At 69.8% G+C, this 17187-nt stretch carries 14 protein-coding genes and 2 tRNA genes; 12 read left to right on the top strand and 4 right to left on the bottom strand.

The features are described from left to right. Positions 1–157 precede the first annotated feature (157 nt). Positions 158–424, top strand: a complete 267-nt coding sequence (locus ASG60_RS18320; protein WP_056096607.1) for a DUF2312 domain-containing protein — start codon at positions 158–160, stop codon at positions 422–424. Positions 425–512: 88 nt separating this feature from the next. Here ASG60_RS18320 and ASG60_RS18315 read toward each other — a convergent pair whose 3' ends face one another. The 3 genes from ASG60_RS18315 to ASG60_RS18305 form a co-directional block, all read right to left on the bottom strand. Then, positions 513–2021 (bottom strand): DUF882 domain-containing protein, encoded by a 1509-nt coding sequence (locus ASG60_RS18315; protein WP_056387196.1) that lies wholly within the window; start codon positions 2019–2021, stop codon positions 513–515. 233 nt (positions 2022–2254) lie between these two features. Further along, the gene (locus ASG60_RS18310; RefSeq protein ID WP_056387026.1) at positions 2255–4228 is read right to left on the bottom strand and encodes a L,D-transpeptidase family protein; all 1974 of its coding nucleotides are present in this window, start codon (positions 4226–4228) and stop codon (positions 2255–2257) included. A 114-nt stretch (positions 4229–4342) separates the two neighbouring features. After that, entirely contained in the window at positions 4343–5833 is a 1491-nt protein-coding gene (locus ASG60_RS18305; protein WP_056168686.1) for a sigma-54 dependent transcriptional regulator, read from the bottom strand. Positions 5834–6117: 284 nt separating this feature from the next. Between ASG60_RS18305 and ASG60_RS18300 the strand changes: the two genes are divergently transcribed. The 11 genes from ASG60_RS18300 (at position 6118) to ASG60_RS18250 (ending at position 15911) form a co-directional block, all read left to right on the top strand. Further along, positions 6118–7992 (top strand): M3 family oligoendopeptidase, encoded by a 1875-nt coding sequence (locus ASG60_RS18300; RefSeq protein WP_056387025.1) that lies wholly within the window; start codon positions 6118–6120, stop codon positions 7990–7992. Between the two features lie 60 nt (positions 7993–8052). Beyond that, positions 8053–8277: an AbrB/MazE/SpoVT family DNA-binding domain-containing protein gene (locus ASG60_RS18295; protein ID WP_056168680.1), complete on the top strand. Its 225-nt coding sequence runs from the start codon at positions 8053–8055 to the stop codon at positions 8275–8277. Beyond that, a complete protein-coding gene (locus tag ASG60_RS18290) occupies positions 8274–8660 on the top strand; it encodes a type II toxin-antitoxin system death-on-curing family toxin (protein WP_056168675.1) in 387 nt (128 codons plus the stop codon). The genes ASG60_RS18295 and ASG60_RS18290 overlap by 4 nt, the downstream gene beginning before the upstream one ends. Positions 8661–8773: 113 nt before the next feature. Continuing rightward, positions 8774–10138, top strand: coding sequence for an AarF/ABC1/UbiB kinase family protein (locus ASG60_RS18285; protein WP_056306601.1), 1365 nt, complete (start codon positions 8774–8776; stop codon positions 10136–10138). Positions 10139–10302: 164 nt separating this feature from the next. Further along, positions 10303–10596 (top strand): aa3-type cytochrome c oxidase subunit IV, encoded by a 294-nt coding sequence (locus ASG60_RS18280; protein ID WP_056168668.1) that lies wholly within the window; start codon positions 10303–10305, stop codon positions 10594–10596. A 92-nt stretch (positions 10597–10688) separates the two neighbouring features. Next, positions 10689–11828: a Re/Si-specific NAD(P)(+) transhydrogenase subunit alpha gene (locus ASG60_RS18275; protein ID WP_056387024.1), complete on the top strand. Its 1140-nt coding sequence runs from the start codon at positions 10689–10691 to the stop codon at positions 11826–11828. A gap of 17 nt (positions 11829–11845) precedes the next feature. Next, positions 11846–12295, top strand: coding sequence for an NAD(P) transhydrogenase subunit alpha (locus ASG60_RS18270; RefSeq protein WP_056168659.1), 450 nt, complete (start codon positions 11846–11848; stop codon positions 12293–12295). 4 nt (positions 12296–12299) lie between these two features. Beyond that, positions 12300–13700 carry an NAD(P)(+) transhydrogenase (Re/Si-specific) subunit beta gene (locus tag ASG60_RS18265; RefSeq protein ID WP_056168656.1) on the top strand — a complete coding sequence of 467 codons (1401 nt, stop codon included), beginning with the start codon at positions 12300–12302 and terminating at the stop codon, positions 13698–13700. 226 nt (positions 13701–13926) lie between these two features. After that, on the top strand, positions 13927–15609 hold the full coding sequence (gene recJ, locus ASG60_RS18260; RefSeq protein WP_244476716.1) for a single-stranded-DNA-specific exonuclease RecJ: 1683 nt from the start codon (positions 13927–13929) through the stop codon (positions 15607–15609). 69 nt (positions 15610–15678) lie between these two features. After that, a tRNA-Tyr gene (locus ASG60_RS18255) sits at positions 15679–15762 on the top strand. Positions 15763–15837: 75 nt separating this feature from the next. Beyond that, positions 15838–15911: transfer RNA gene (locus ASG60_RS18250), tRNA-Gly, on the top strand. Positions 15912–16288: 377 nt separating this feature from the next. On the opposite strand, the gene ASG60_RS18245 is transcribed toward ASG60_RS18250, so the two are convergent. Further along, positions 16289–17095, bottom strand: a complete 807-nt coding sequence (locus ASG60_RS18245; protein ID WP_056387020.1) for an IS5 family transposase — start codon at positions 17093–17095, stop codon at positions 16289–16291. Between the last annotated feature and the right edge of the window lie 92 nt (positions 17096–17187).

Genomic DNA, 17187 nt, shown 5'->3' with positions numbered 1-17187 from the left:
CGATTCGGCGAAAGCGCGTTCAGGAACAAAAGCTTACGCGACCACGACGGTCTGCGGTCCGGGGCCGTAAGGTCCCGGTAAGCTTGAACGCTTAGTGAAGCGGTTCCGGCGCATTCTCGTGAACGATGCGCCTCGCCAGTCAGGGATTGAGACGAAAATGGCCGCTTCCGCCGCACCCGCCGTCGATGCTTCGTCCGTCGCCGCCGACCAGCTCAAGAGCTTCATCGAGCGCATCGAGCGCCTCGAGGAGGAGAAGGCCGGTCTCGCCTCGGACATCAAGGACGTCTACGCGGAGGCCAAGGGCACCGGCTTCGACGTGAAGGCCCTGCGCAAGATCATCTCCCTGCGCAAGAAGGATCACGCCGAGCGCCAGGAGGAGGAGGCCATCCTCGAACTCTACATGCAGGCTCTGGGCATGGTGTGAGGCGGACGCCGGCCCATGGCACACAACGACGAGGGCCGCGGCATTCCTGCCGCGGCCCTCGTCGTTTCGGGGATCGCCCGAGCGGGGATCAGCGCGCGCCCGGCACCGGGCGGGTGGCAGAACCCGAGAAACGTCCTGCATTGAGGTCATCGCCGGGCGCGCGCGCCGAGAAGCGGGTGGCGACGGCCGCCGGCTGGGTCAGGCTGCCGGCGGGTGCGCCGTCGAGCTTGGTCCGGGTCACGGCGAGGCGCACGGGCGCGGCGCGGCTCGCCGGCTCGGAGGCGCCCTGCGCGGCGGCGGCGAACAGGGCGCGCAACTGCAGCTTCGGGTCGGCGGTGGCGGCAACGAGGCGGGCAGGCGAGGGCGCCTGCGTGGACATCTGGGCTTGGGCGGGGGCGAGGTTGGCCATGCCGGCGGTCCCGAGGCCCGCGACCTGAACCGGCGGACGCTGCGGAGGCAGGGGCATCGTGAGCGCGGCGGCCACGGCGGCGAACTCGGCCGGGCGACGCGGCGGGAGCGGAACCTCGGCCGTCGCTCTGGCCGCATCCCCGGTGTTGCCGTCGGGCACCCTGATCTCCGTGGACTTCTCGGCGGTCAGGAGGGTCTGGGCATCGCGCCCATCGCGGCGCAGGAGGGTCGACTTGAGGGTGTCGTCGGCCGCGGGCGCCGCGTAGGCCAGGGCTGCGCGGGTGCCGGTCTGGTCGTCCGGGTCGGCGCTCGCCACCACCACGCTCGGCTTGGCGCGGGCCCGCGTCGCGGGGGCGGGGGCCGGTGCGGGCGGCTCGCTGCTCGATCCGCCGCCGAACAGGCTGGCGAAGAATCCCCGGATGCTCGGGCCGTCCTCCTCGTCGACCTGCTGGGCCACCTGGGTGATGCCCAGCACGGTACCGCCGCGGGCCAGGACCTCGGCGCGGGCGAGTTCGTAGCCGGGCAGGGGGCGGTTGTCGGCGGGGAGATGGACGGTCTTGCCGTCGGGGAACAGGCGGCTGAGCTGGTCGTGGGTCATGCGCGGCCAGGAGCGCACGGAGCCGACATCGAGATGGACGAAGGGCGAACCCGCGCGCGGGTACCAGCCGACGCCGCCGCGCTGCATCCGCATGCCCACGGCGCGGATTTGGTCGATGGAGACGTCGGGCAGGTAGAAGTCCATCGCCTTGCCGAGCATGTGCTGGCTGTACTCGGCGACGGCGCGGGACCGGCGACGAAGCATGGCGTTGGTGCCGGGCGACCGGTAGGCCGACACCACCGTGATGGGCTCCTGCGAACCGACGGAGCGGTAGGCCTCCCACACGGTGTCGAACAGGCGCGGGTCCATCTTGATGGATTCTTCGGCGCGCCAGTCGCGCAGGAGCCAGTTCAGCTGCTCGAGGGCGGCGCGGTCGTAGCGCCCGTCGCGCTTGAACGTGACGGTGAGGCTTTCCTTGGTGTGGCTGTGGAAGATCGAGAGGGTGCGGGTGTCGCCGTTGGCCACCGCGTCCTGGGTGCCGCGCGTGCCGGCCACGAGGGCCAGGGCGATACCCGAGGCGGCGATGGCGGCACGGCGCAGGCGCGCGGGGCGCGGGCGGGACCGGGGGCCGTGTCGCAGGAACTGACGCACGTTCGTCCTCACCTCTGCCGGATCCCGCGCGCCGGGCGGATCATGGTGAACGCAAGGTTGCCGAAAACCATGAACGTGCGGTTATCGGATCCTCGACTGTCCGCCGGTCGATGCCGTTTATGGCTAAGATCCAACCGTGGCGAAATCGTGCTCCGACGTGCGGCGGCACACGCCGGACGGCTGTCCCGGGGTTTTCCGGTTCGCGGCCGCGCCGCGCCGGGCCGAAACCCTGCCTACCACCAGCCGGAGGACGGCCGCGACGGGGTCGGGGTCCACAGGCCGGGCTCGCCGAAATCCGCCGGCGGTCGCGCGGCGGTGCGGGCGGGCTGCACCGCCCGGACCTCGCGCACGGGCTTGCGCCGCACCTCCGGCGACGGCGTGGTGTTCGACGCCGGCGCGGGGGATCTGGATCCCGCGAGCTTCGGCGTCGCCTTGCCGGCCGGGGCCTTGGCCACGAGCAGACTGCCGGGGGCAAGACCCAGCGCGATCTTCATGCGGGAATCGTAGCCGTAGAGATCCGGCAGGGTCCGGTAGCCGCCGAGATCGTCGACGTAAGCGGTGAAGTAGGCGAGGTGCACGGGCAGCTTCTCGGCGAGGCGGATGGTGCGCTCGCCCTTGCCGATGAGCTTCTTCAGACGCTCCCCCGACCAGGCCGCGGGCAGCACCGAATCGGCGAAGCGGAAGGGATCCTCCACCCGCACGCAGCCGTGGCTCAGCGCCCGGCGCGAGCCGGAGAACAGGGACCGGTTCGGCGTGTCGTGCAGGTAGACCGCATGGTTGTTGGGGAACATGAACTTGATGAAGCCCAGCGCGTTGCGCTCGCCCGGCGGCTGGCGGACCGAGACGTTGCCGTTGCGGTAGACCACCTCGTAGCCGCGCCGCGCCGCGTAGTTCGGGTCGCGGGCGAGGCCGGGCAGGAACTCGTTCTTCAGGATCGAGGGCGGCACGTTCCAGGATGGATTGACGACGGCGTATTCCATGAGGCCGGAGAAGATCGGCGTCGGGCTCTCGGTCTTGCCGACGATGACCCGGGCCTCGTCGCGCTTGACGCCGTCCTTGAACACCCGGACCTGGAACTCGGGAATGTTGACCATCACGTAGTCGCGCCCGAGGTCGGCCGGCAGCCAGCGCCAGCGCTCCATGTTGACGAGGAGCGCGGCCTCGTTGTCGTCGGACACGGGCGCGGCGTCGGGACGCCCCAGGGCCGCCACGGTCTGCTGGGTCAGGGTGCCGGTGACGGGCAGCCCCCGGCGGCGCTGGAACCCGGCGACGGCGGCCGAAACGGCGGAATCGTACGCATCGGATTCGCCCGGCGCCGTGTCGAGGGTCCCCGCCGTGCGGGTCGCGAGGGCGAAGCGGGTGCGCAGGGCCGGCACCCGCGGATCGCGCATGCCGAGCTTCAGGACGGGGCCGGTGGGCAGGTGCACGGTGGGCTCGCCCGCCGGGGCCTGCCCGCCCCGGGCGGCGGCGAGGCGGCCTTTCAGGGCGAGATAGCCCGGCTGGCTCGGGTTGTAGGCCTGGAGGAGGACGCCGGCCTGGACGCCGGCCGGCGCGATCCGGCCCAGAACCGCGTCGGCGGCGGGCAGGTCGAGGGTCGGCGTGATGAGGCGCGACACGCTCGACAGGTGAACGCGTCCGCCGCGTGCGTCGCGGGCGTAGAGGGCGACGGCCGCCGAGAGCTTCAGCTCGGCGTCGGCCACCTGGGCCTCGGTGAGCGGTTGGGTGCCGAGCACCGGCACCGGGTAGGCGGCGGCCTTGAGGCCGTCCTCGCCAGCGGCGGCGAGACGCGCGGCGGCGGCCTTGGCGGCGGCCGTGTAGGCGCCGTCGACGATCCACACGGGCTTGAAGGCGCCGAGCGCGTAGAACGCCTGGATCGCCTCACGGTCCTTCGTGGTCAGGCGCGGCAGCAGGGGGGCGGGGTCGGCGAGACGCGCCGCCACGGCGGCGCCCAAGGGATCGCTCGGCACCGGCGGGGGCGCCTCGGCGACGGGCGCGGGGGACGCGTCGGCCGGCGGAGCGGCGGCTTCAGGGGAGGCGGGCACGGCCACGGGGCTCGCCGTCTCCGGGAGCGCCGGATCGACGGAGGCCTTCTGCACGACGGGAGTGTCCGGCCGGTCCGGCGCGGCGACCTCGGCGTGGGCGCCGTAGCCGAGGCAGCCCGCGACGAGGGCCGACAGGGCGACGGAGGCGGAGCGCGTGACGCCCATGGGTGCAACTCCTGCGGACCGGACGGCCGGTCGCTTCAGTTAAAGATATCGACCGGCGCGTACGGGTGCGCAACGGCACGCCCTCGCGAGAGGGCGCACCTGTGCCATTTTGGTTCAGGCGGCCTCTTCGGCCTTGTCGTCACCGTCGAGCCCGAGGTCCTTGAGCTTGCGGTAGAGCGTGGATCGGCCGATTCCGAGGCGGCGCGAGACCTCCGACATCCGGCCGCGGTAGAATTGCAGGGCGAAGCGGATGATCTCGGCCTCAAGGCCGTCCATGGTCTTCATCTCGCCGGTCTCTTCGGCCACCAGGCTCATGGCGTGGGGATCGCGGACCTCGACCCGGACGATCTCGCGCACGGGCTCGGGCGCCCCGGCCTGCACCATGGGCTGCACGGGGGCGGCCGGGATGCGCACGTCGAAGCCCTCGACCTGGGCGGCGATCTGCGGAAACTCCGCCACGGTGAGTTCATCGCCATCGGCCAGCACCACGGCGCGGAACAGGGCGTTCTCGAGCTGGCGCACGTTGCCGGGCCAGCCGTAGCGGGTCAGCAGCGCCATGGCCTCGGGGGTGACGGCGCGAACCTTCTTGCCCTCTTCCGCCGCGAACCGGGCGCAGAACGAGCGCACGAGATCGGGGATGTCCTCGCGGCGCGCCCGGAGGGGCGGCAGGGTCATGGGGAAGACGTTGAGGCGGTAGTACAGGTCCTCGCGGAAGCGGCCCTGCTTGACCAGATCGAGGAGGGAGCGGTTCGTCGCCGAGATGAGGCGGATATCCACCCGCACGCTGCGCTTAGCGCCCACGGGATCGACCTCGCCCTCCTGCAGGGCGCGCAGGAGCTTCACCTGGGCGTCGAGGGGCAGCTCGCCGATCTCGTCGAGGAAAAGGGTGCCGCCCGACGCCTCGACGAACTTGCCCATGTGGCGCTCGGTGGCGCCGGTGAACGCCCCCTTCTCGTGGCCGAACAGGGTCGATTCCACGAGGTTGTCGGGGATCGCGCCGCAATTGACCGTGACGAAGGCCTTGCCGCGCCGGTCGCCCGAGCCCTGGATGGCGCGGGCGAGGACCTCCTTGCCGACCCCCGATTCGCCCTCGATGAGCACGGGAATGTTGGATTTGGCCGACCGCTCGGCGAGCCGCGTGACCCGCTCCATGTCGGGACTCTTCGAGGTGAGATCCTTGAACGAGAGGGAACCGGAGGCGCGCCGGCGCATGCGGCGGACCTCTTCCTCGAGCTGATCGACCTTGAGGGCGTTCTTGATGGAGACCTGCAGACGCTCGGCACCGGCGGGCTTCACCACGAAATCGACGGCCCCGGCCCGCATGGCGGTGACGACGGCATCGATGGAGCCGTTGGAGGTCTGGACGATGACCGGCACGTCGAGGCCGGATTTGCGCATCTCGGCCATCACGCCGAGGCCATCGAGACCGCCGGGCATCACGAGATCCAGGAGAACCACGTCGATGGGCTCGCCCGAGCGCAAGGCGGCGAGCCCGTCGGCGCCGGTCTCTGCGACCTTCGCGTCGAAGCCGAGCCGGCGCACCATCGCCTCGGCGAGGCGGCGCTGCACGGGATCGTCGTCGACGATGAGGACCGTTGTCGACATGGGGGGCGCCTTGGTCTCGCGGGGAGGTGGCCGCACCGCGAGACGGGCTCGGTGATGCGGCGCCGGACTGTTTCGTTTCGATCCGCAGGGTGCCCCAAGAGCGTAAAGCCGCGCTTAACGACGATCCGACTTTTCCGGGGATTGTCGGTCGGCGACGCCGCACCCCTGCTTTTCCCGCGCCGGGACGTCGGCTTTCGCCCACAAGGCGGTTGATCGCGGGGCCGGCCCGCTCGATATCACCGGGGAGCGGCGCCTCAGTGCCCAGCCCCAGGAAGCCTCCCATCATGCCGAGTCGAGCCGTCGCCCAAGCCAGCCGCGCGGGCATCGTCGCCATTGCCGAAGGGGCCAGCGCCGCACGGGCGGCCGCACTCGCCGCCGACCTCGGCGCCTTGCCCGAATGGGACCTCGGCGACCTCTATTCCGGCATCGACGCCCCCGATTTCCGCGCCGACCTCGCCCGCGCCGAGACGGCCTGCCGCGAGGTCTCCGAGCGTTATGCCGGCCGGCTGGCGGACCTCGCCGTTGGCCCGGACGCCTCCGCGCGCCTCGCCGAGGCGGTCCAGGCCTACGAGGCCATCGAGGATCTGCTCGGCCGCCTGATGTCGTTCGCCGGCCTCGTCTACTCGGGCGACACCACCGACGAGACGCGCGAAAAATTCTACGGCGACACCCAGGAGCGCCTGACGACGGCGTCCAGCCACCTCCTGTTCTTCGCCCTCGAGCTCAACCGCATCGACGACGCCGCCATGGACGCGGCCATGGCGGACGGGCCGCTTTCCACCTACGCCCCCTGGATCGAGGACCTTCGTCGCGAGAAGCCGTTCCAGCTCGACGACCGCACGGAGAAGCTGTTCCTGGAGAAGTCGGTCACCGGCCGCTCGGCGTGGAACCGCCTGTTCGACGGCACCATCGCGTCCCTGCGGTTTCCCGTACAGGGCGAGCAGCTCACCCTGGAGCCGACCCTCAACCGCCTGCAGGACCCGGACGGGGCCGTGCGCAAGGAGGCGGCCGGCGCGCTCAGCGAGGTGTTCCGGGCGAACCTGCGCACGTTCACGCTGATCACCAACACCCTCGCCAAGGACAAGGAGATCAATGACCGCTGGCGCGGGTTCACGGACGTGGCCGAATCCCGCCACCTGTCGAACCGCGTCGAGCCCGAAGTGGTGGATGCCCTGGTCGAGGCCGTGCAGGCGGCCTATCCGCGCCTGTCGCACCGCTACTACGCCCTGAAGGCGAAGTGGTTCGGGGTCGAGGCCCTGCCGTACTGGGACCGCAACGCGCCGCTGCCGAAGGTCGAGCAGCGCACGATTCCCTGGGCGGAGGCCCGCGACACGGTGCTCGACGCCTACGGTGCCTTCTCGCCGCGCATGGCGAGCATCGCGAAGACGTTCTTCGACCGAAACTGGATCGACGCGCCGACCCGGCCCGGCAAGGCGCCCGGCGCCTTCGCCCACCCGACCGTGCCCTCGGCCCACCCCTACGTGCTGGTGAATTACCAGGGCAAGCCGCGCGACGTGATGACCCTGGCGCACGAGCTCGGCCACGGGGTGCATCAGGTGCTCGCCGGCCCCAACGGCGCCCTGATGGCCCCCACCCCCCTGACGCTCGCCGAAACCGCGAGCGTGTTCGGCGAGATGCTGACCTTCCGCCGGCTGCTGGCCGCCACCACCAACGCGACCCAGCGCCGGGCCATGCTCGCCGCCAAGGTCGAGGACATGATCAACACCGTGGTCCGGCAAGTCGCGTTCTACGCTTTCGAGCGCAAGGTGCACCTCGCCCGTGCCGAGGGCGAGCTCACGGCGGAAGCGATCAACGCCCTGTGGATGTCGGTGCAGCGCGACAGCCTCGGTCCGGCCATCACCCTGGATGCGGGCTACGAGCCGTTCTGGGCCTACATCCCGCACTTCATCCACTCGCCGTTCTACGTCTACGCCTACGCCTTCGGCGATTGCCTCGTGAACTCCCTCTACGGGGTCTACGCCAAGGCCGAGGACGGATTCGTGGAGCGCTATTTCGCCCTGCTCTCGGCCGGCGGCGCCAAGCCCTACGGCGAACTCCTGGCTCCCTTCGGCCTCGACGCCTGCGACCCGGGCTTCTGGCAGATCGGGCTCACCATGATCGAGGGGATGATCGCGGAGTTGGAGGCGATGGAGGGCTGAGCGCCGCTTGGTATGCCCCGCCTTTCGTTGTACATTCCGTACAACGAAAGGCGAAGCGTCATGAAACTCGAAGTCAAGAAAATCGGCAATTCCACCGGGCTGATCCTGCCCAAGGAACTCCTGAGCCGGCTCAACCTCGCGCAGGGCGACTGGCTCTCGTTGACGGAGGGCGGCGACGGTTCCGTTCGGCTGTCGCCCCTCGACCCGACCTTCGAGAAGGGCATGGAAATCGCCGAGAAGGCGATGAAGACCTACCGCAACGCCCTGTCCGAGCTGGCCAAATGACGACGTTTGTCTGGCTGACGAGCGACCTCGTCCAGGCCATCCACGCCCGCCAGCTCAAGTTGTTCGGCGGCCCCAGCGGCTTGCGCGACGAGGGTGCCCTCGAATCGGCCCTCGGCCGCCCGGTGAACCGGGTCGCCTATGGCGAGGCCGATCTCGCCGAGCTCGCAGCCGCCTACGCGTTCGGGATCGCGAAAAACCATCCGTTCATCGATGGAAACAAGCGCGCGGCCCTGCTCGCCCTCGTCGTCTTTCTCGGCCTCAACGATATCGACTTCGTCACCGACGAGGCCGAGGCGGTGGTCATGATCCGTGGCCTCGCCGCTGGCGAGATCACCGAAGCGGGCCTCGCCCGCTGGATCCGCGACAACTGGCCGGCCGCCTGACCCCTCTCCCGCGCCGCAACGGCGCAGCGCCCTGGCGCGGGACGCCGATGGGCTTATCTCAAGGGAGCGGCCGGCTTACCGGACGCGTCCTTATCCGAGATCCGAAGAACCCGATGGCCGATCACGACAGCGAAGCCAACCGCTTCTCCGCGCGCGCCAGCCGCTACGCCCGCGTCGGTGCCAATGTCGGCGGGGTCGCCGCCCGCATGGCCGGCGCCCGCCTGTTCGGCGGCAAGGAGGCGCCCAGCAACGCCGCCGCCCTGGCCCAGGCGCTGGGCGGCCTCAAGGGGCCGATCATGAAGGTCGCCCAGTTGCTGGCCACGGTGCCGGACCTTCTGCCACCCGAATACGCGACGGAACTGCAGAAGCTCCAGGCCGACGCGCCGCCCATGGGCGCGGCCTTCGTCAAGCGCCGGATGATGGCCGAACTCGGCGCCGACTGGCAGAAGCGGTTCACGAACTTCGACCTCAAGCCGGCGGCGGCCGCGTCCCTCGGACAGGTCCACCGGGCGACCGGCCTCGACGGCACGGCGCTCGCCTGCAAGCTCCAGTATCCCGACATGCAATCGGCCGTGGAGGCCGATCTGAAGCAGCTGGAGGTCGCCTTCGCCCTGCACCGGCGCATGAGCTCCTGGCTCGATACACGTGAGATCGCGAAGGAAATCGGCGCCCGGGTGCGCGAGGAACTCGACTACGCGCGCGAGGCCAAGCACGCCGTGCTCTATGGCAACGTCCTGCGCGACGTGCCCGAAGTCCGCGTGCCGGCCATTCACACCGATCTCTCCACGAAGCGCCTCCTCACCCTCGGCTGGCTCGAGGGCGAGGGCATCCTGAACTTCTCTCAAAGTCCCATCGAGATCCGCAACCGCCTCGCCCGGGCGATGTTCAAGGCGTGGTGGCACCCGTTCAGCCGCGCCGCCGTCATCCACGGCGACCCGCATCTCGGCAACTACACGGTGTTTTCCGAGGGTGGCGAGGCGCAGGGCATCAACCTCCTTGATTACGGCTGCGTGCGCATCTTCCATCCGCGCTTCGTGGGCGGCGTGGTCGATCTCTATCGGGGGCTCCTGGAGAACGACGGCGCACGCATCGTCCACGCCTACGAGGTCTGGGGCTTCAAGAACCTCAACAAGGAGCTCATCGAGATCCTCAACATCTGGGCGCGCTTCATCTACGGGCCGATCCTGGAGGACCGCACCCGCACGGTGGCCGACGGGGTCAAGCCCGGCGAGTACGGCCGGCGTCAGGCCTTCGAGGTGCATCAGGCCCTGAAAGCCCGGGGACCCGTGACCGTGCCGCAGGAATTCGTGTTCATGGACCGCGCCGCCGTCGGCCTCGGCGCCGTGTTCCTCCACCTGCGCTCGGAACTGAACTACCACCGGTTGTTCGAGGCCGAGATCGAGCGCTTCTCGCTTTCCGAACTCGAGACCCGGCAGGGCGAGGCTCTCACGCGGGCGGGACTCGCCCTGCCGGCGTGACCCTATCGGTGTGACGTCACGCGGCTGGCCCTGCGAAACTTGGCCGGCGCGACAAAAACCGGTTCGTGGCCATTGCGTGGCATGCATGCTGATTGCGAGCCGCCGAGGCTTGCGCTAAATCCCCTTGGAACAAATCAAGACAGATCCATGGGGACGACCACACGATGGCCGATATGAAGACCGTGTCCGGCGTGCATTACAGCCCCGCCATGGACGAGAAGACCCACGAGCAGACCTATCGCGGCTTCGTTCGTTTCGTCGAAATCGGCACCTCCGTGGTGATCTGTTGGGTGCTGGCCCTCGCCATCGGCGGCATTCATGAAGCGTGGCTGACTGCGATCCTCGCCGTCGTGGTGTCCGGCGCCGCCGGTGCCGTGGGCGCCCTCGCGCCGGCCGTGGGCTGGAAGGCCCCCGTCGTGGTCGCGGTCTTGCTTCTGCTCTACCTCTTCTTCGCGTGACGTAGCCCGGGCGCACTGGTATACCAGTCGTCGGGCTCTATATTCCTGCCGAGTTACGGTGGTCCGGACGGATCGCCGAGGGGGCTTCCTGAATGCGCATCGCTGTCCTGACAGAGTCTGATCCCGCGGAGCCGCGGGTCGCGGCGGTGCCCGAAACGGTCAAGAAATTCATCGCCCTCGGGGCCGACGTGACCGTCCAGTCCGGTGCCGGCCTGACCGCCGGTGTCCCGGATGCCGATTACGAGGCGGCGGGTGCCACCGTCGCCTCCTCGGCCCAGGACGCGGCCAACGGGGCCGACCTCGTCCTCAAGGTCCGCCGCCCCAACGGCGACGAGATCGGGCTGCTGAAGCGTGGCGCCACCGTGGTGGCGATCATGGATCCCTACGGCAACGAAGCCGCCCTGGGTGAAATGGCGCAAGCCGGCCTCGACACCTTCGCCATGGAACTGATGCCCCGCATCACCCGCGCGCAGGTGATGGACGTGCTGTCCTCGCAGGCCAACCTCGCCGGATACCGCGCGGTGGTCGACGGTGCCTCCGAGTATGGCCGCGCCATGCCGATGATGATGACGGCCGCCGGCACCGTGCCCGCTGCCCGCGTCTTCGTGATGGGCGTCGGCGTCGCCGGGCTCCAGGCCATCGCCACCGCCCGCCGCATGGGCGCGGTGGTCACCGCCACGGACGTGCGGCCCGCCACCAAGGAGCAGGTCGAGTCCCTGGGCGCCAAGTTCGTCGCCGTCGAGGACGACGAGTTCAAGCAGGCCGAAACCTCGGGCGGCTACGCCAAGGAGATGTCGGCGGAGTACAAGAAGAAGCAGGCCGACCTCGTGGCGACCCACATCGCCAAGCAGGACATCGTCATCACCACCGCCCTGATTCCGGGCCGGCCGGCCCCGCAGCTCGTCTCCGCCGCCATGGTCTCCACCATGAAGCCCGGCTCCGTGCTCATCGATCTCGCGGTCGAGCGTGGCGGCAACGTCGAGGGCGCCAAGGCCGGCGAGATCGTCACCACGGATCACGGCGTGAAGATCGTCGGGCACCTCAACGTGCCCGGCCGCCTCGCCGCCACGGCGTCGAGCCTCTATGCGCGCAACCTCTACGCCTTCGTCGAGACCCTCATCGACAAGGAGGCGAAGTCCCTGGCGGTGAAGCGGGACGACGAACTCGTCCGGGCGACGAACCTGACCCATGACGGTCAGGTCGTGCATCCCGCCTTCCAGACCAAATCCTGATCCCGCCGGAGGATACGATGGCCACGCTCCCCCCCGATCAGGCCGCCGAGCAGGCGCGCGCCGCTGCCACCGCAGCCCGAACCGCTGCGGATATCGCGCAGCAGCACGCCGCCAAGGCGCAGAGTTACGCCGATGGCATCGGTCACGGCCTCAGCGCCGTGACGCATGGTGCCGTCGACCCGACGGTGTTCCAGCTCGCGATCTTCGTTCTGGCGATCTTCGTCGGCTACTACGTGGTCTGGTCGGTGACGCCGGCCCTCCACACGCCCCTCATGTCGGTGACCAACGCCATCTCCTCGGTGATCATCGTCGGCGCCATCCTGGCGGCCGGCGTGCCGCTCCTTGAGCACGGCACCGGCTGGGCCCGCTTCTTCGGCTTCCTCGGCATCGTTCTCGCCAGCGTGAACATCTTCGGCGGCTTCCTCGTCACCCAGCGCATGCTCGGCATGTACAAGAAGAAGGCCTGAGACGATGTCCCAGAACGTCTCGGCACTCCTCTACATCGTTTCCGGCGTCCTGTTCATCATGGCGCTGCGGGGGCTCTCGCACCCGACCACCTCCCGGCAGGGCAACCTGTACGGCATGGTCGGCATGGGGCTCGCCGTCCTCACCACCCTCGTCGGCCATCCGCCAGCGGGATTCGGCGCCTGGATCCTCGTGCTCCTGGGCCTCGGCATCGGCGGCGGCGCCGGTGCCGTCATTGCCAAGCGCGTGCCGATGACGGCCATGCCGCAACTCGTGGCGGCCTTCCACTCCCTCGTCGGCCTCGCGGCCGTGGCGGGTGCGGCCGGCACCCTCTACGCACCGCAGGCGGTGGGCATCCTCGAGAACGGCCACATCCACAAGGAGTCGCTGTTCGAGATGGCGCTCGGTGTCGCCATCGGCGCCATCACCTTCACGGGCTCCGTCATCGCCTTCGCCAAGCTCGACGGGCGCATGTCCGGCAAGCCGATCATGCTGCCCCAGCGCCATGCCCTCAACATCGCCCTGGCCATCGCCCTCGTCGGCCTCATCGCGGTGTTCATCGGCACCGAGAGCAAGCTGGTGTTCTGGGTCATCGTGCTGCTGTCGTTCGCTCTCGGCGGCCTGCTGATCATCCCCATCGGCGGCGCCGACATGCCCGTCGTCGTGTCGATGCTGAACTCCTACTCGGGCTGGGCGGCGGCCGGCATCGGCTTCACCCTGGGCAACCTCGCGCTCATCATGACCGGCGCCCTCGTCGGCTCCTCGGGCGCGATCCTGTCCTACATCATGTGCAAGGCGATGAACCGGTCGTTCATCTCCGTGATCCTCGGCGGCTTCGGCGGTGATGCCGCGGCAGGCGCGGCCGGGGGCGCCGTGGAGACCCGTCCGGTCAAGCAGGGCTCGGCGGACGACGCGGCCTACATCCTGAAGAACGCCGAGCGCGTCATCATCGTGCCGGGCTACGGCATGGCGGTGGCCCAGGCCCAGCATTCGCTCCGCGAGATGGTCGACATGCTCAAGAAGGAGGGCGTCGACGTGAAGTACGCCATCCACCCCGTCGCCGGCCGCATGCCGGGCCACATGAACGTGCTGCTCGCCGAAGCCAACGTGCCCTATGACGAGGTCCACGAGCTCGAGGACATCAACGGCGACTTCCCGCAGGCCGACGTCGCCTTCGTCATCGGCGCCAACGACGTCACCAACCCGGCGGCGAAGACGGACAAGGCCTCGCCGATCTACGGCATGCCGATCCTCGACGTCGAGAAAGCCAAGACCGTGTTGTTCATCAAGCGCGGCATGGGCTCCGGTTACGCCGGCGTCGAGAACGAGGTGTTCTTCCGCGACAACACCATGATGCTGTTCGGCGACGCCAAGAAGGTCGTCGACTCCATCGTCAAGAACCTCTGAACCTCTGGCGCGGGCCTCGCCCGCGCCGCCAGGACAGCGTACGGGGTCGGCGTCCATCGCCGGCCCCGTCGTCGTTTTCGTGCAGTTCGGGCCGGCCGGGCTGGAGTAGGGTCGCCCCGTGTCAGCTGAGATCCCCCGCGCCTTCCTCGACGTCACCCGCTCGGTCCTCGGACGGCCGTGGCACGACCGCTGCGCCGATCCGGTGCTCCAGGCCTACGCCGCCACCATGACCCAGGCCCACGGCCTGCCGGACCTCCTCGCCCGGGTGCTGTCGGGGCGCGGCATCCGCCCGGCGGAGTCGGACGCGCATCTCAACCCGCGCCTGCGCGACCTGATGCCGGATCCGGACTGCCTCGTGGACATGGCGGCCGCGACGGACCGCCTCGCCCAAGCCGTCTCGACCCGCGAGACCGTGGCGATCTTCGGCGATTACGACGTCGACGGCGCCGCCAGCGCCGCGCTCCTGGCCGGCTATCTCCGCGGCTTCGGCCTCGATGTCCGCATCCACATCCCCGACCGCATCACCGAGGGCTACGGGCCGAACGTCGCCGCCGTCACCGCCCTGTGGGAGGCCGGCGCCACCCTCCTCGTCTGCGTCGATTGCGGCACCAGCGGCCACGCCCCCCTGGAGGCGGCACGCGCCCTCGGTCTCGACGTCCTCGTCCTCGACCATCACGGCGCCCCCGAGACCCTTCCGCCCGCCCGCGCCGTGGTGAACCCCAACCGCCTCGACGACCTGTCGGGCCTCGGCCACCTCTGCGCGGCGGGCGTGGTGTTCCTCACCCTGGTGGCCCTGAACCGGCGCCTGCGCCGGGACGGCGTCGCGGACCTCCCCGACCTCGCCGCCGCCCTCGACCTCGTGGCCCTTGCCACGGTCGCCGACGTGGTGCCCCTGACGGGCCTCAACCGCGCCTTCGTGGTGCAGGGCTTGAAGGTGATGCGCGGACGCGGACGCATCGGCCTCGCCGCCCTTCTGGACGCCGCCGCATTGAGCGAAGCGCCGGAAGCCTGGCACCTCGGCTACCTTGTCGGTCCGCGCATCAACGCCGGCGGGCGCATTGGCGATGCGGGCCTCGGCGCCCGCCTGCTCACGACCCACGACGCGGCGGAGGCGGCCCGCATCGCCGCTGAGCTCGACCGGCTCAACCGCGAGCGCCAGGTCATCGAGGCCCAGGCCGTCGCCGCCGCCGAGGCCGAGATGGACCACGCGCTCACGGGCGACCCCGAGCGCCCGGTCCTGGTGGCGGCCTCGGCAGAATGGCATCCGGGCGTCGTCGGCCTCATCGCCGCCCGCCTCAAGGAACGCTTCGGCCGCCCGGCCTTCGCCTTCGCGCTCCGGCCCGACGGCACCGCCACGGGCTCGGGCCGCTCCATCCCCGGCGCCGACCTCGGCCGGGCCGTGCGCGCCGCCGTGGAGGCCGGCCTCGCCCTCAAGGGCGGCGGCCACGCCATGGCGGCCGGCGTGACCCTCGCCGGGCCGGAGACGGGAGCGTTCGCCGCTCACCTCGCGCACGACCTCGCGCAAGCCGTGAGCGAGGCCCGGGCCGTCGAGGCGCTCCTCCTCGATGGCACCGTGAGCGCGGGTGGAGCCACGGCCGAAATGGTCCGCCTGCTCCAGCGCGCCGGCCCGTTCGGTTCGGGCGCACCCGAACCGATCTTCGCCCTGCCGCGCCACCGCATCGTCGATGCGGGCATCGTCGGCAACGGCCACGTCCGGGCGCGCCTGCGCAGCCGCGACGGTCAGGCGGTCGGCGCCATCTGCTTCCGCGCGGCACAGGGCCCCCTCGGTCAGGCGATCCTCGCCGGTATCGGTCGCGAATTCCACGTCGCCGGAACCCTGGCGGTGGACACCTGGCGCGGCGCCGACCGCGCCCAGGTCCGGATTTGCGACCTCGCGCCGATCGATTGAGCGATCCCCGTTGACACCCGCGCGGGGCCTCATCATAAGGACCCGCGCGCTGCCCACGGGCAGCGGTTTGGGGGAATGTCCCGAGCGGCAAAGGGGGCGGACTGTAAATCCGCTGCGTAAGCTTCGTAGGTTCGAGTCCTACTTCCCCCACCAAACCTCTGACGAGACCGCGAGCGACGCGTCCGGCTCCCTGTCTCGACCCTCGGTATCGTGCTAAACGGTTCCGACGCGGGTGTAGCTCAATGGTAGAGCAGCAGCCTTCCAAGCTGAATACCCGGGTTCGATTCCCGGTACCCGCTCCACTCCCTTCACAGCCGAAACCGCTGTCAGATGAGCGCCTTAGCCGTCAACGGCAAGGCCCGGCTGGTATCGTCGTGACCCCCTTGATACCAGCCCGATACCAGCCGCATGGCGAATCATTCGGATACGACGGTCACATGTCCGCTGCCACGATCCAGGTCCTGAGAGGGGATGTTGACCTCCTTGCTCGCCATGAAGCGGCTCATACGGTGGTCGCCCGCTGCATCGGATTCGTAACGACCAAGGTCTCGGTGACAGCCTTAGAGTCCGTCCGATAAGTCATGACGCTCGGCCCAGCCTTCGGACGAGGATCATGATGGCGGCGGCGTAGAGGAAGGCTTGTGCGGAGGCGAGGGTCACTTAGAGTCCGTCCGATAAGTCATGACGCTCGGCCCAGCCTTCGGACGAGGATCATGATGGCGGCGGCGTAGAGGAAGGCTTGTGCGGAGGCGAGGGTCGCTTCCGGGTCTTTCCAGAGGCGTCGGTTGCGGCTGATCCAGCCGAAGAAGCGCTCGACCACCCATCGGCGCGGATGCACGGCAAACCCGACCTGATCCTTGGGTTTGCGCACGATGTCGACGGTGATGATCGTGGCCGGCCTGTCACCCGCATAGCCTGCATCGGCGAAGGCTCTGACGATGAACGGGAAAGTGCGACGCGACAGGCATAGCACCGGTCCGGCTCCATCGCGATCCTGGATGCTGGCGGGCTGCGGATCGAGGACGAGGGCGCGTCCGTCCGTATCGACGAGCGCCTGACGCTTGCGGCCTTTGACCTTCTTTCCAGCGTCGTAGCCGCGCGGGCCGCCGCTCTCGGTGGTCTTCACGCTCTGGCTATCGAGCACGGCCGCCGTCGGCGAGGCCTCGCGCCCGGCCCGCTCCCGGTCGGCCACAACCAGGGTGTGGTTGATCCGCCCGAACAATCCCTCGTCCCGCCAGCGGCTGAAGTAGCCGAACGTCGTGCTGCGCGGAGGGAGATCCTTTGGGATCAGCCGCCACGCGATCCCGCCGCGCAGCACGTAGAAGATCGCGTTCAGCACCTCTCGCATGGTCCAGACGGGCGGGCGGCCACGCGAGGCAGGCTCTGGCATCATGGGCGCGATCACCGCCCATTCCGTATCCGTCAGGTCGGTTTCGTAGCGCAGGCGCGCACGGCTATGCTGCCGGCGAGTGGTCGGGGTCCACATGGCACGTCCAGATGAGGCTTCAGCACCCTTCTGGAATCACCGCCATCCCGGCCACTCAACCCCGGCCGGACATTATCGGACGGGCTCTAAGA

The sequence above is a fragment of the Methylobacterium sp. Leaf469 genome (assembly GCF_001424745.1).
Classification (GTDB): Bacteria; Pseudomonadota; Alphaproteobacteria; order Rhizobiales; family Beijerinckiaceae; genus Methylobacterium.
Note: the sequence above shows the minus strand (reverse complement) of the source record. Positions and strands in the feature narration are given on the sequence as shown.

Bases quoted from the DNA above. Each gene is read 5' to 3' on its own strand.
- ASG60_RS18245 (WP_056387020.1), bottom strand. From the start codon at position 17,095: ATGTGGACCCCGACCACTCGCCGGCAGCATAGCCGTGCGCGCCTGCGC.
- ASG60_RS18275 (WP_056387024.1), top strand. From the start codon at position 10,689: ATGCGCATCGCTGTCCTGACAGAGTCTGATCCCGCGGAGCCGCGGGTC.
- ASG60_RS18320 (WP_056096607.1), top strand. From the start codon at position 158: ATGGCCGCTTCCGCCGCACCCGCCGTCGATGCTTCGTCCGTCGCCGCC.
- ASG60_RS18290 (WP_056168675.1), top strand. From the start codon at position 8,274: ATGACGACGTTTGTCTGGCTGACGAGCGACCTCGTCCAGGCCATCCAC.
- ASG60_RS18285 (WP_056306601.1), top strand. From the start codon at position 8,774: ATGGCCGATCACGACAGCGAAGCCAACCGCTTCTCCGCGCGCGCCAGC.
- ASG60_RS18300 (WP_056387025.1), top strand. From the start codon at position 6,118: ATGCCGAGTCGAGCCGTCGCCCAAGCCAGCCGCGCGGGCATCGTCGCC.
- ASG60_RS18295 (WP_056168680.1), top strand. From the start codon at position 8,053: ATGAAACTCGAAGTCAAGAAAATCGGCAATTCCACCGGGCTGATCCTG.
- ASG60_RS18280 (WP_056168668.1), top strand. From the start codon at position 10,303: ATGGCCGATATGAAGACCGTGTCCGGCGTGCATTACAGCCCCGCCATG.
- ASG60_RS18265 (WP_056168656.1), top strand. From the start codon at position 12,300: ATGTCCCAGAACGTCTCGGCACTCCTCTACATCGTTTCCGGCGTCCTG.
- ASG60_RS18310 (WP_056387026.1), bottom strand. From the start codon at position 4,228: ATGGGCGTCACGCGCTCCGCCTCCGTCGCCCTGTCGGCCCTCGTCGCG.
- ASG60_RS18305 (WP_056168686.1), bottom strand. From the start codon at position 5,833: ATGTCGACAACGGTCCTCATCGTCGACGACGATCCCGTGCAGCGCCGC.
- ASG60_RS18270 (WP_056168659.1), top strand. From the start codon at position 11,846: ATGGCCACGCTCCCCCCCGATCAGGCCGCCGAGCAGGCGCGCGCCGCT.
- recJ (WP_244476716.1), top strand. From the start codon at position 13,927: ATGACCCAGGCCCACGGCCTGCCGGACCTCCTCGCCCGGGTGCTGTCG.